The following is a 13,073-nucleotide window of genomic DNA, read 5'->3' on the forward strand; positions in this document are numbered from 1 at the left end:
CACACTCCCTTCGCCGAGAGGAGCATGCCCCTCGCCAGACGCGTCGCCGGGGACCGAGGCCGCACGCTCTTCTCGCCCGCGTGCGCGGCAGTTGGAGAATTGGGGAGCGCGGCCCCGCGCGGCCCGCAGTGTCTATACTTGTCCTTGTTGACTATTCGCACAGACGAGAGGCACTACCTTGAGCTCCAACGACACCAGGCCCGTGCGCGTGCGCTTCGCGCCCTCCCCCACCGGCAAGCTCCACGTGGGCGGCGCGCGCACCGCGATCTACAACTGGGCGTTCGCCCGCGCAAACGGCGGCACCTTCATCCTCAGGATCGACGACACCGACCCCACGCGCTCCACCGAGGAGAACACGCAGGTCATCCTGCGCGCCATGCGCTGGCTCGGCCTCGACTGGGACGAGGGCCCCGAGGTCGGCGGCGACTGCGGCCCCTATTGGCAGACCGAGCGCCTCGACATCTACCGCGAGGCCGCCCAGCGCCTCGTCGCCGAGGGCAAGGCCTACTACTGCTTCTGCACGCCCGACGAGCTCGAGGCCTCGCGCAAGGCGGCCGCCGAGCGCGGCGACTCCTTCCAGGGCTACCAGCGCACCTGCCGCTCCATCGACCCGGCCGAGGCCCAGCGCCGCGTCGACGCCGGCGAGCCCTACACGATCCGCATCAAGGTCCCCGAGGACCGCGGCGACGTCATCGTCCACGACGCCGTCCACGGCGACGTGACCTTCAACGCGCGCGAGCTCGACGACTTCATCATCTTCCGCTCCGACGGAACGCCCACCTACAACTTCGCGACCGTCGTCGACGACGCCGCCATGGGCATCACCCACATCATCCGCGGCGACGACCACCTCTCCAACACGCCTCGCCAGATCATGGTCTACGAGGCCCTCGGCGCGCCCACGCCGCTGTTCGCCCACATCTCCATGATCCTGGGCGCCGACGGCAAGAAGCTCTCCAAGCGCCACGGCGCCACGAGCGTCGAGGAGTACCGCGACGCCGGCTACCTCTCCGACGCCTTCGTCAACTACCTGGCACTTCTCGGCTGGGCCCCCGACGGCGAGAGCACCGTCATCTCCCGCGAGCGCCTCGCGAGCGAGTTCTCGCTCGACCACGTCTCCAAGAACCCGGCCATCATGGACCCCAAGAAGCTCGACTTCGTCAACGGCGAGTACCTCCACGCCATGTCTGACGCGGACTTCGCCGAGAAGATCGTGCTTCCCCAGCTTGAGGCCGCCGGCCTCGAGCACGAGGGCCAGCTCGCCCACGACGAGGCCTGGTACACCCTCCTCGCGTCCGCCCTCAAGCCGCGCACGACGCTCTCCGCCGACGTCGTCGCCCAGGCGCGCTACCTCTACACCGCCGACGACGAGCTCGAGCTCGACGAGAAGGCGACCAATAAGTGGCTCGGCAAGCAGGGTGCCCGCGCGGCCCTCGAGGCGGCGCGCGACGCGCTGGTCGCCCTCGACGACGCCTCCTGGGAGCCGGCCGCCATCGAGGCCGCCCTCGATCCCATCCCCGAGCGCCTCGAGATGGGCAAGGGCAAGGTCTTCCAGCCCATCCGCGTCGCGTGCGTCGGCTCGGCCGCAAGCCCCGGCATCGGCGAGACCCTCGCCCTGCTCGGCCGCGAGCACACCCTCGCCCGCATCGAGCGCGCCCTGCCCCTCGCGCAGTAGGCAGGCAGTCGCCAGATGATGACAACCTCCGCATTCGAGATCCTCGGGCCCATCATGGTGGGCCCGTCCTCGTCTCACACCGCCGGCGCCCTGCGCATCGCGCTCGTCGCGCGCTCGCTTGGCCCCCACCCGCTCGAGAGCGTAACCTTCACGCTCTACAACTCCTTCGCCCACACCTACCGCGGCCACGGCAGCGACCGCGCCCTGGTCGCGGGCATCCTCGGCCTCGCGCCTGACGACACGCGCGTCCGCGACTCCTTCGACCTCGCGCGCGAGCAAGGCCTCGACTTCACCTTCGTCGAGACCCCCGACGAGGCCGGCGCCGGCCGCCACCCCAACACGGTCACGGTCACCATGCACGGCGCCGACGGCACCACCATGTCCGTCACCGGCGAGTCGCTCGGCGGCGGCCGCGTCCGCATCAGCTCCATCGACGGCATCGCCGTCGAGCTCACGGGCGACTACCCCACCCTCTTCATCGCGCACCACGACCGCCCCGGCGTGCTCGCCGCCCTCACGAGCGGCCTCTCGGCGGCGTCGGTCAACATCGCAACCATGCGCACCTTCCGCGAAAGCCGCGGGGGCCGCGCCTACACGGTCTTCGAGCTCGACACCACGATCGACGACGGCCTGCTCGAGTACCTGCGCCACGCCCCCAACATCCAGCTGGCGAGCGTCGTGAACATCCCCGGCTCCTCGCGAACCGCCCCCGACGCCGTTCTCGAGCACGGCTTCGACACCGGCGCCCAGCTCCTCTCGGCCTGCCGCGCCGAGGGCGCCTCGATCGGCCGCGTCATGCGCACGCGCGAGCTCGAGATCGACCCCAACGGCGACGCCGACGAGCGCATGGCCCACCTGATCTCCGTCATGCGCGCCGAGACGACCGAGCCCCTCGAGGACCCCAAGCCCTCGCTCGGCGGCCTCATCGGCGGCGAGGCGCGTTCCGTCGCCGAGAAGAGCTCCGGCCTCGGCCCGCTGCTCCTCGGGGCGACGCTCACCCGCGCCACCGCCTACGCGATGGCCGTCCTCGAGCGCTCCGCCTCGATGGGCGTCATCGTCGCCGCCCCCACGGCCGGCTCCGCGGGTGTCATCCCAGGATCGCTCCTGGCCGTCGCCGAGGCCGCAGACGCCGACGACGAGCGCCTCGCGCTCGCACTCTGGAACGCCTGCGCCATCGGCGCGATCGTGGCCCGCAACGCCTCTGTCTCGGGCGCTGAGGGCGGCTGCCAGGCCGAGGTGGGAACCGCGACCGCCATGGCCGCCTCCGCCATCTGCGAGCTGCTCGGCGGCACGCCCGAGGCCTGCCTCTCGGCCGCCTCGACGGCCATCTCCAACCTGCTCGGCCTCGTCTGCGACCCCGTCCGCGGCCTCGTGGAGCACCCCTGCCAGACGCGCAACGCCATCGGTGTGGCCAACGCCATCAGCTCGGCCCAGCTCGCCCTCTCGGGCGTGATGGACCCCCTGCCCTTCGACGAGGTCGTGGCTGCCATGGCCAGCGTCGGCTCGTCCATCCCCGCCTCGCTTCGCGAGACGGCCCTCGGCGGCCTGGCCGCGACCCCCTCGGCCTGCGACGCCTGCGGAGGCTGCGCCCACGCCTGCGCCTAGCCGCGGCGCGCATCCCCGCATACCTCCCGAACGCACAGGAGCCGGCGCCCCGCAAGGGGTGCCGGCTCCACGCTCTTCTCGCCCGGGCGTACGCGCCCCGTGACGAGACCTACTTCTTCTTGACCTTGCCCATCGGGATGGACACGCCCTTCGAGGTGACGGTCGGCTTGCGGGCGGCCCTGCCCGTGCCGGACGCGCCGCGGCCCTTCGCGCGCGCCGCGATCTGCGAGCCCTTGATGGTCGCCACGCGCGGCTCGCGCCTGGCGCCGGCGCCACCCACGGGGAGCCGGCCGAGAAGAGCCTGCACGCGGTGGTAGATGCTCGGTCCGGGCTTCGAGCGCAGGCCCAGGAGGGGCGCCGAGAGCAGCGTCGGGCCGAAGAAGGTGACGATGCGCCAGATGAGGAAGCCCGCGCTCGTAGCGCTGCCGAACATGTGGCCGTAGAACATGATGAAGCCGCCCTCGGCGCCGCCAGTTCCGCCGGGAAGGGGCACGGCCGAGGCGACCATCTGGACCATCGATCCCGCAGCCAGGCACTCCAGGAAGTCGGCGTCGATGCCGAAGGCCTTCAGGACGAACCACGGGATCATGTAGAGGCACCCAAGCTGGAGCATCGTCACGACGAGCGTGAGGCCCATCGACGGCAGGTCCTGGGCGGCACGCTTGAAGGCGTTGGAGAACTCCATGACCTGGACGTTGACCATCTCGTCGAAGTGGGACGGGTCCTTGAGGATGCCGCGACGCGTGGCGAAGCGGATCAGGCCGTTGCCGACGCGCATGACGAAGCGCGGGCACAGGCAGACCACGAACAGGACCGCGAGCTCCAGGAAGTGCACGCCAAAGACGACGAGGTTGAGGAAGATGATGTCGCCGTAGGTGTCGAAGAAGTACGAGACCTTGGCGAACAGCATGATCGCGGCAAAGAGCACGACGCCGAACTGGAACATGATGAAGCGCGTGAACTGGGTCGCGCTCGCCTCGCCCACGTCGAGGCCGGTGCGCGTGAGGCGAAAGATCTGCGAGGGCACGGCGCCGGCCATCATGGGCGTGAGGTTGCCGAAGAAGATGCCCGATGCCTCGACGCTCATGAGGTCGCGAATGCCCACGGGAGAGTCATGGTCCAGGTAGACGGCAATCGCGTACGCCACGACGCCGAACACGAAGTACATGACGAAGGCGAACGACGCCCAGCCGATCCATCCGCCGTCAACCGACGAGAGCGCCCTCAGGAACTCCCCCATCTGTCCGGTGACAATCAGGTAGACGACGTAGATGCCCACGACCGCCGCGAGGAAGATTGCGCCCTTGCGCGCCTTGGCGTTGGTCTCCTGGGAGTTCTCGTCCGCGGGCGCGCCCGTGTCGACGGCGACGTGGGGCTTGGGGCCCTTGGCGGCCTTGGGGACGGCCTTGCGCGCCGCCTTGGCGCCAACGTCCCTCTTGTCCTTCGCCTGAGCCATGGGCCTCCCGATCTCGGTCTCTCGTACGGGCGACACTCGCCCATACGCATACTTCGTACCATGATAGCCCACCAGATTGGCCGCTTCGGCCGCGACCCCGTGGCCACACGTCGAGTGCGGACGCATCCACGCCGGACAGGCCGCCGAGACATGGGAGAAAGAAGCGGCGACCTTGGCACATCCAGATATTGTGAAGGCACCCCTCGATCTCGCCAACAATTCCACCACAACAGGACCTGGAGAGTTTTCGCAGCTAAGCAAGCTTGCTACAACAAACGGGGCCGCAAACGAAGCATGTGCGACAAGTTTTTCCCAAATGCCGCTTGCGCACCCATCGCCAGTCGCGTATATTACTTTCTCGCGCAACGGCGCATAGGCAACACCGATTGGGACGTCGTCTAACGGTAGGACAACGGATTCTGGTTCCGTCAGTGGGAGTTCGATTCTCTCCGTCCCAGCCAAGTGTGCCTGACAACTGAATGGCCCGTTCGTCTAGCGGTTTAGGACGCCGCCCTCTCAAGGCGGAGATCACCAGTTCGAATCTGGTACGGGCTACCAACAACTTCCGGTCGCGACCCTCTAGCGACCTTCAGACGGCCCGTTCGTCTAGCGGTTTAGGACGCCGCCCTCTCAAGGCGGAGATCACCAGTTCGAATCTGGTACGGGCTACCAAACAGACACAGGCCATCGGGTTTACCCGGTGGCCTGTTTTCTTGTCTCGATCGCTCCCGCATCCAAGCAAGGGGCTATGCATCCGAGAAGAGCCGCCCGGCACATGCCGGGCGGCCCCATCCTCACTCGTCTGTCAGCCGGGGCTACAGCCCGTACCAGCCGATGCCCTCGTACAGCCAGCCGAGCTCGACGAGGGCCATGGCCTCGTGCTCGCTCGTCGTGTAGTTGTGCGTTCCCGCGCTGGCGTAGGGGTTGTACTGGCGATAGACCGGCACGCCGTTCTCGCCGGCGGAGCACCAGCCAACGCCCTCGTCCGTCCAGCCAAGCTGGACGAGGTGGTCGCGCTCGAAGGCGCTCACCGTGTAGTGATGGTCGCCCGCGTAGGAGTTGTACAGGCGGTACACCGGTGCTCCCTCTGCCGGGGCGATCCAGCCAACGCCCTCACCATGCCAGCCGAGCCCGACGAGCGCGTCGCGCTCGTAGGCGCTCGCGGTGTAGAAGTGCTCGCCGGAGTAGGGGTTGTACAGGCGGAACATGTCCTGGGCCTCGGCCGGCTCGGGGTCGGGATCGGGGCCGGGCTCCACCTCAGAGGTCGCGATGACATACTGGGCGCCGGTGGTGGGACCTTCTATGGCCGTATAGGTCTCGCCGTCGTCGCTGGCCTGTATGACGTTAGCGGAGATCTCGCCCTCCACGGCCTTGGCCGACTTGCCGGCAGTGGGTCCTTCGGCGTCATCGTTAACCACGAAACCCACTGCACCACCGTCTCCGCCGGCCATCCTTGCGGTGCCACCCTTGACAGTCAGGTTGCCCGTAAGGCCGACCGCGCCGTCACCGCCGCTGCCCGGAGTGGCGCCGTCGCCGCCTGCCCCACCTTCTCCGCCAGTGCACTGGACGGTTGCCCCGTCAACGATCAGATTGCCAAAGACGGCAGCCTTGCCGTCGCCACCCCTGCCTCCGGTACCGCCTTCTGAATCTTCGCCAAACTCGCCTTCGTCACCATAGACGATCAGCGTGCCCTTGCCTGCGACGGTGATCGTGTGCCGGTTGGGCGTGTGGCTATGGGTGTTGATGCCAAACCAGACCGTCACGGTCTTGCCCTCGGCGACTGTCACCGTAATGTCCGTATCGACAAAGACGCGCTCGTTGATTTCTGTGTCGCTGTCAAACGTCTTGTCGCTGTCCCACGTTTCGTCTACGAACGCGAACGCCCTGGCGCTCGCACCAAGCACGAGCGCCACCGTCGCCACGAGCGCGACCACAGAGGCCACAAGCAGCCTGCCTGACTTCATTCGCTCCATGCGGTTCCCCTCTCGCCTGGAACTAACCCATAGCTGGCACTTCAAGACTAGTTTGAGCCACGGGCCATGCCACCAACACCTCGCCTCGGCAGGCGGCGCGACCCTCCACGTGCGACGCGGAACGACTCGCGCCCAAGTGCCGGCGTCGGCGAGCGGGTCCACCGTTTGCGCGCCCCTGGTCGCCGCTCTTCCGACCAAGGAACGACGCGTCCGAGAAGAGCCGCCCGGCGATTGCCGGGCGGCCCCATCCTCACTCGTATGTCAGCCGGGGCTACAGCCCGTACCAGCCGATGCCCTCGTACAGCCAGCCGAGCTCGACGAGGGCCATGGCCTCGTACTCGCTCGTCGTGTAGTTGTGCGTTCCCGCGCTGGCGTAGGGGTTGTACTGGCGATAGACCGGCACGCCGTTCTCGCCGGCGGAGCACCAGCCAACGCCCTCGTCCGTCCAGCCAAGCTGGACGAGGTGGTCGCGCTCGAAGGCGCTCACCGTGTAGTGATGGTCGCCCGCGTAGGGGTTGTACAGGCGGTAGACCGGCGCGCCCTCCTCAGGGGCGACCCAGCCAACGCCCTCGCCCTGCCAGCCGAGCCCGACGAGCACGTCGCGCTCGTAGGCGCTCGCCGTGTAGAAGTGCTCGCCGGAGTAGGGGTTGTACAGGCGGAACATGTCGCTGCCCGCAGGGGTTGGCGCGGGCTCGTCCTGTGTGACCAGGTAGGCCTTGATCGAGAAGTTGTCGATGGAGTAGTCGTTGAGCAGCGCCGTCCTGGGAGCGAATTTGGTCCAGTCGGTCCAGGCGCCCTCCGCGTAGACGAAGCTCTCGCCCTCGTTCACGACGGCCACGCCGTACTCGTCGGCGATCCTGTCACGCTTGTCGGCAGGCGTCCCCGCCGTCGCCTCCTGGGCTTTCACAGCCTGGGCATGCGCCTTGGAGTACGTGGCGTTGGTCGCAAACTCGTGCAGCGTAGTGCCTTCGCTCTCAACGGTCTCCTCCGCCACCACGGCGAACTTCTCGCCAGGCTTGATCACAATCGAGCCGTCAAGCTTCTCGCGGTGCAGGCCGGCGTACTCGTAGGTCGCCGTCTTCGTGCCCAGCAGTGTGCCGTCCTCGGGGTTCTTGAACCCGTCGCTCAGCTTGTAGATGGAGTACTTGACCGTGGCGTCCGTCCGGGCCGTCTTGGTGGAGACCGACGCCAGCTTAGCGGTCGAGTCCGTGTCGTTCGTGAACACGTTCGCCGTCTTGAGGACATCCTCGCCCTGCTCGAACGTGGCCTCCTCGTTCCAGTTGTCGACCGTGGACGGCATGTAGTCGTACATCTGGACCAGCAGGTCGCCGTCGGCCCTAGAGAGGTCATCGTCAAAGGCAAACGACTCGGCGTTCGCCGCGCTCTTGTCGTAATAGGAAAGCCAGAAGTAGCCTGTGTGCTTGCCGCTCTCGTCCGTGATGCCCCACTTGTCGTAGTTGATGGTGTTGCCGTCGCCCAGGTCGGTGGAGTCGTACTCCGAGCCCCAGGAGTTCTTGACGAGCCATGCGCCGTTCTGGGGCGGCTTGTGGTCGGCCAGGAAGTTGTCAGCCGAGTAGTCGTCGTTCCAGCCGACGATACAGACCGCGTGGTTGGTCTTGACGTCGTCGTAGGTGTAGTGGGCCCAGGTCTCCTCGTTCATCATCGGGGTGTCCGACTTCTGGCCGGGCGCCGCCATGTCGGCCTTGAACGCCACCATCACGCCCCGGCCGCGCATCAGCTCGGACTTGACGGCGTCGACGCCCTGCTGGTTGATGCCTGTCCACTTGCCCTCGGCGTCCCTGGTGCTCAGGGCGGGAAGCTTGTTGCCGTCCACCAGCGTGAACCCGGAACTGACGTTGCGACTCAGGGACTCCTCGCCCTCGATGGTCGTGGTCTCCGGGATGGACCAGTCGTCAAGACTGGTGTAGCAGGTGTGCTCCGCGAGCTCGGCAACGTACATCTGGTAGGAAGCGTCCAGGAACGCGTCGACGGTGAGCTGGTCGTCGGGAACGGTCAGGTAGCCCTTGGTGCGCAGGGAGCTGAGCAGCGAGGCCACCTTCTCGTTGGTCTTGTTGTTCAGCGCCTCCTCCATGGTCATCCCGATCTGGGCCTCGACGGTCTCGCGCGCGACCGCCTTGCCCTTGTCCGGGTGAGCCACCAGATACTGCTTCTCCGTCATGCCCTCCTTGCCCTGATACGGGAAGTACTTCTCGTACGTGGGACCTGCGCCCGAGGCGTACAGGGTCGCGACGTTCACGCCATACGCGCCGTTGTCCCACGTGATGTTGGGCACGTCCTCGGAGTTGGTGACATACATGCCCTCGCCCGCGTGGTCCGCGTCGATCGCCTTCGTGATGGGGTTCGAGCCAAACCAGGCAAGGTGCTTCTCCGAGAGGTCGAAGGTCTTGGGATTGACCGTCTGGCCCCTCTCCTTGAGCGTGCTCATGATGCTCGACTCCGCGGCGGACGTGCCCGCAAACGCCCAGCAGGTGCTCCAGGGGTTCTGCATCTTCACGGGCGTCACGACGCCTTGCTCACGCAGGTCGAACTCTGCAGGCAGGACACTGTCCTGAACGGTCGCCTCCTCCGCTGGGACCGACGCCGGAATCGCCGCGAACATGCTTGCGGCCAACAGGCCCGAGAGCACAGCGCCAAAGGCCCTCCTCGATGATTCTTTCATCACTCACCCCTCCTCGCGGTATGGCCACTTCGCCCAAATCATAGAAGAGCCCCGGGCGCCGAATCTGCCGCAGGTGCACGGCAAGCTGCCAGCGGCCCCTTGCCTAACGTCAGGAAGGCAGATCAACGCAGCCCGATGCGCACGAGGCCCGGCTCGGTCTCGTCCCAGCTCTCGCACAGGCCCCTGACGATGGATTCGGCGAGGGGGTCGAAGTCCTCGTCCTCCGGGACGAAACCGCGCGAGAGGAGCGTGCGATAGTCGAGGGTCATGACCTTGTTCACGCCGCCCTCCCCCGCGGAGAAGCCGACGTGGATGCCCGGGTCGGTGACGCCGCGCTCGCGCGCGATCCTCAGGAGCACGCCCACCACCGTCTCCTCGAGCATGAGCAGGCAGGCGTGGGTGGCGCGGCTGTCCATGAACTGGCGCGCGCAGTACTCCTCGAGCGAGGCGTTCATGGCGACGAGGTCGGGCGTGAGCGACTCCACTTCCCACTCCCAGCTGCGCACGCGGAAGATGAACTCGTAGGTCTCGGGCCGCTGGGGGTGGTCGAAGATCTGCTCGGGAGGCCCGGCCTCCCAGCACTCGCCCTGGTCCATGTAGAACACGCGGGAGCTCGCCTCGCGCGCGAAGCGCATCTCGTGGGTGACCACGAGCATCGTGAGGCCGCGCTCGGCAAGCTTCGTGATGACCGAGAGGACTTCGGAGACCATCTGGGGGTCGAGGGCGGAGGTCGGCTCGTCGAAGAGCAGGATCTTCGGGTCCATGGCGAGGCCGCGCGCGATCGCGACGCGCTGGCGCTGGCCGCCGGAGAGCTCGCTGGGCCAGCTGAGGGCCTTGTCGCGCAGGCCGACGGTCTCGAGAAGGTCGAGCGCGCGGTCGTAGGCCTCCTGCTTCGAGAGGCCAAGCAAATCCATGGGCGCCATCATGAGGTTCTCGACGACGAGCTTGTGGTTGAACAAGGCGTAGTTCTGGAAGACCATGCCCATCTTCTGGCGCATGCGTGGCAGGTCGACGTCGGGTGCGCACATGTCCTGCCCGTCGACGACGATGCTTCCGCTCGTGGGCGTCTCGAGGCGGTTGAGGCAGCGGATGAAGGTCGACTTGCCCGTTCCAGAGGGACCGATGATGGAGATGACCTCGCCCTCCTCAACCTTGGCGTTCACGTCCTTGAGGGGGCAGGCGTTCGGGTACTCCTTGCGGAGGTGGCTGACTTCAATGAGGCTCATCGCTCGCTGACCCCCTCGATCTTGCGCGGGCGTGCGCTCGCGTCCATCCGGGCAGTGGCCTTCCTGAGCGCCCAGGCGATCAGGCGGCAGAGCAGGAAGTAGATGATTGCGGTGGAGATGAGCGGGAAGAAGGCGTCCATCGTGCGCGCGCGGATGAGGTCGCTCGCGCGCGTGAGGTCCTGCACGGCGATGTAGCCGACGATCGCCGTGTCCTTCGCGAGGCTCACGAACTGGCCGACGAGCTGTGGTCTGAACTGCTGCGCCGCCTGCGGGAAGATGATCTTGCGGAAGACCTCCCTGCTGGTGTAGCCGAGGGCCAGGCCCGTCTCCTCCTGGATGGCGTCGATGCCGTCGATCGCGGTCCACATAGTCGACCCCGACGCGGCGCCGAAGGCGAGCGTGAAGGCGACTATCGCCACGATCTCGCCGGGGATGTCGAAGGCGCCGAACACCACGTAGTAGAGGACCATGAGGACGACGACGAGCGGGACGCCGCCCATGATCGCCTGGTAGCCGTCGACGAGCCGGCCGACCCAGCGGACGCCGCTGCGGCGCGCGAGCACGGTGGCGTAGCCGAGCAGCGTCCCCAGCACGCCCGAGCACACGCTCACCAACAACGTGACGCCGAGGCCCGAGAGGACGAGCTGCCAGCGACCCTCGTCGACGAAGGTCTTCTTGAACGAGCGGGCGATGCCGTCGACGAAGCTTGCCACGGCGCCGGGCTCGGCCTTCGCACGCACGACGAAGACGGGGGTGCTGTCGTAGACGGGGACGCTGAAGTCGACCTGCTGGCGGCGCTCGTCGCTGATGGAGACGCCACCGCCGCCGAGGTCGTACTTGGACGTCTGCACGCCGGCCAGGCAGGCCGAGAAATCCTGGTCGACGAACTCGACGCCATAGCCGAGCCGCTTGCAGACGAGCTCGACGAGCTCGATCTCGCAGCCGACCACCTCGCCGTTTCGCATGTAGGAGATGGGCTCGAGCGTGGCGCAGGTCGTCATCTTGAGCGTTCCCCGGGGCGTGTCCCAGCCCTTCTCGGGCATGCTCTTCTCGGCATCGCTGGGCCCGGTCCACTTCTTCTTGAGGGCGTCGAGGGTGCCGTCGGCCCTGAACTCCTCGATCACGGTGTCGAACTCCGCCTTGAGGGGCGAGCCCTTCGGGAAGATGAGGCCGTACTTGTCGTCGGCGACCTTCTCGTTGATGGCGCCGATGCCCTCGTTGTTGCTCACGGCGAGCAGCGCGACGGGCTCGTCCGCGCAGAACGCGTCGATCTTGCCCGCCTTCAGGGACGCGACCATGTCGCCGGTGGTGTTGAGGTAGGTGTAGTCGCGCGATCCGCCGATGGCCGCGTCGACGAACCGGTCGGTTATCGACCCGTTGAGGACCCCGACCTTGTGGCCGTCGAGCTCCTTGGCGGAGTTGAACTCGAGGCCGCCGCCCGAGGCGGAGCCGTCGGCCTTCGCTATGACGGAGATGTAGGAGGGCATGACCTTCCTGCTGAAGTCGACCACCTGGGCGCGCTCGGCCGTGTTCGTAAGCGTGCCGCCGAAGTCGACCTTGTGCGACTGGACCGCGGCGAAGATCGAGTCCATGGGGATCGTCGAGACGTTGAGGCGATAGCCGAGGTCCTTCGCGATGTGGAGGGCGAGGTCGACGTCGTAGCCGAGGGCCTCGCCGCCCGCGCCCACGTACGAGTAGGGCTCGAGCACGCCCGACGTGGCGAAGCTGAGCGTGCCGTTGGGGGCGTCCCAGTCCTGGGCCGGGATCGTCTTGGCCGACTCGTCGGTGCCGACCCACTTTGCCTTGAGCTGGTCGATGGTGCCGTCCGACTCGTACCTCTGGATGATTTCGTTGAATTTCCCCACGAGCGGGTCACCGTGCGGGAAGAAGAAGGCCTCCTCGACCTCGCCGAGGTTCTCGGGAAGAAGTGCGACCGAGCCCTCCCTGCGGTTCTCGGCGAGCTCGAGGCAGTACGAGAGCTGCACCGCGGCGTCGGCCTTGTCGGTCTCGACGGCCTTCACGCAGTCGGCAATCGAGGCGTAGAACTGCTCGGAGGTCCCCTCGACCTTCTTCTGCATGGCCTGGTTGTACACGCTGCCGTTCACGTAGGCGATGCGCTTGCCCTTGAGCTGCTCGAGCGAGGTGTAGATGGGCTTCGCGCCCGTGGCGTCGGCGCTCGCGACGGCCGGCATACAGCCAATGAGGGCGAAGGCGCACGCGAGCGCGGCAAAGAGTCGTGGCAGCCTGGGTCTGGATGGGCGCATCGTGCCTCCAATCGCACGGGACCGGCGTCCCGTCGCTCTGGTCGCATACGGCCTAGCTACGCACCAACTGTAGGGGTTGGGACATGCGCGCACCACATCCGACCCTGCCGAAGGCGCCCAATTCGCGGCGGCCGAGGCACGCAAGGGCGAGGGAGGGCCTGCGCCGCGAGAACTTGACGCATGTTTGATGGTGC

The 13,073-nt window shown here is 67.2% G+C and carries 7 protein-coding genes and 3 tRNA genes; 5 read left to right on the forward strand and 5 right to left on the reverse strand.

Annotation, left to right across the window (positions count from 1 at the left end; all coding sequences use genetic code 11):
• Positions 1–178 precede the first annotated feature (178 nt).
• Both gltX and sdaAA read left to right on the forward strand, forming a co-directional pair.
• Positions 179–1,675, forward strand: coding sequence for a glutamate--tRNA ligase (gene gltX, locus M5D76_RS07115; RefSeq protein WP_248922695.1), 1,497 nt, complete (start codon positions 179–181; stop codon positions 1,673–1,675).
• 15 nt (positions 1,676–1,690) lie between these two features.
• The gene (sdaAA, locus tag M5D76_RS07120; RefSeq protein WP_248922696.1) at positions 1,691–3,280 is read left to right on the forward strand and encodes an L-serine ammonia-lyase, iron-sulfur-dependent, subunit alpha; all 1,590 of its coding nucleotides are present in this window, start codon (positions 1,691–1,693) and stop codon (positions 3,278–3,280) included.
• A gap of 109 nt (positions 3,281–3,389) precedes the next feature.
• Here sdaAA and M5D76_RS07125 read toward each other — a convergent pair whose 3' ends face one another.
• Positions 3,390–4,736 carry a lysylphosphatidylglycerol synthase transmembrane domain-containing protein gene (locus M5D76_RS07125; protein WP_248922697.1) on the reverse strand — a complete coding sequence of 449 codons (1,347 nt, stop codon included), beginning with the start codon at positions 4,734–4,736 and terminating at the stop codon, positions 3,390–3,392.
• Between the two features lie 387 nt (positions 4,737–5,123).
• On the opposite strand from M5D76_RS07125, the gene M5D76_RS07130 reads away from it, so the two are divergent.
• The 3 genes from M5D76_RS07130 to M5D76_RS07140 all read left to right on the forward strand — a co-directional run bounded on the left by M5D76_RS07130 (position 5,124) and on the right by M5D76_RS07140 (position 5,408).
• Positions 5,124–5,197, forward strand: a tRNA-Gln gene (locus tag M5D76_RS07130).
• A 20-nt stretch (positions 5,198–5,217) separates the two neighbouring features.
• Positions 5,218–5,294: transfer RNA gene (locus tag M5D76_RS07135), tRNA-Glu, on the forward strand.
• 37 nt (positions 5,295–5,331) lie between these two features.
• Positions 5,332–5,408: transfer RNA gene (locus tag M5D76_RS07140), tRNA-Glu, on the forward strand.
• Positions 5,409–5,551: 143 nt separating this feature from the next.
• Here M5D76_RS07140 and M5D76_RS07145 read toward each other — a convergent pair.
• The 4 genes from M5D76_RS07145 to M5D76_RS07160 all read right to left on the reverse strand — a co-directional run bounded on the left by M5D76_RS07145 (position 5,552) and on the right by M5D76_RS07160 (position 12,879).
• Complete coding sequence (locus M5D76_RS07145; RefSeq protein WP_248922698.1) at positions 5,552–6,709, reverse strand: hypothetical protein; 1,158 nt, start codon at positions 6,707–6,709, stop codon at positions 5,552–5,554.
• 271 nt (positions 6,710–6,980) lie between these two features.
• A complete protein-coding gene (locus tag M5D76_RS07150; RefSeq protein WP_248922699.1) occupies positions 6,981–9,389 on the reverse strand; it encodes a C1 family peptidase in 2,409 nt (802 codons plus the stop codon).
• Between the two features lie 122 nt (positions 9,390–9,511).
• Complete coding sequence (locus M5D76_RS09290) at positions 9,512–10,615, reverse strand: amino acid ABC transporter ATP-binding protein (protein WP_346348405.1); 1,104 nt, start codon at positions 10,613–10,615, stop codon at positions 9,512–9,514.
• Positions 10,612–12,879 carry an ABC transporter permease subunit gene (locus M5D76_RS07160; RefSeq protein WP_248922700.1) on the reverse strand — a complete coding sequence of 756 codons (2,268 nt, stop codon included), beginning with the start codon at positions 12,877–12,879 and terminating at the stop codon, positions 10,612–10,614. The genes M5D76_RS09290 and M5D76_RS07160 overlap by 4 nt, the downstream gene beginning before the upstream one ends.
• Positions 12,880–13,073 lie beyond the last annotated feature (194 nt).

The sequence above is a fragment of the Olsenella intestinalis genome, from assembly GCF_023276655.1.
In the GTDB taxonomy this organism is placed as follows: domain Bacteria; phylum Actinomycetota; class Coriobacteriia; order Coriobacteriales; family Atopobiaceae; genus Olsenella_J; species Olsenella_J intestinalis.

Bases quoted from the DNA above. Each gene is read 5' to 3' on its own strand.
- sdaAA (WP_248922696.1), top strand. From the start codon at position 1,691: ATGATGACAACCTCCGCATTCGAGATCCTCGGGCCCATCATGGTGGGC.
- M5D76_RS07125 (WP_248922697.1), bottom strand. From the start codon at position 4,736: ATGGCTCAGGCGAAGGACAAGAGGGACGTTGGCGCCAAGGCGGCGCGC.
- M5D76_RS07145 (WP_248922698.1), bottom strand. From the start codon at position 6,709: ATGGAGCGAATGAAGTCAGGCAGGCTGCTTGTGGCCTCTGTGGTCGCG.
- M5D76_RS07150 (WP_248922699.1), bottom strand. From the start codon at position 9,389: ATGAAAGAATCATCGAGGAGGGCCTTTGGCGCTGTGCTCTCGGGCCTG.
- M5D76_RS09290 (WP_346348405.1), bottom strand. From the start codon at position 10,615: ATGAGCCTCATTGAAGTCAGCCACCTCCGCAAGGAGTACCCGAACGCC.
- M5D76_RS07160 (WP_248922700.1), bottom strand. From the start codon at position 12,879: ATGCGCCCATCCAGACCCAGGCTGCCACGACTCTTTGCCGCGCTCGCG.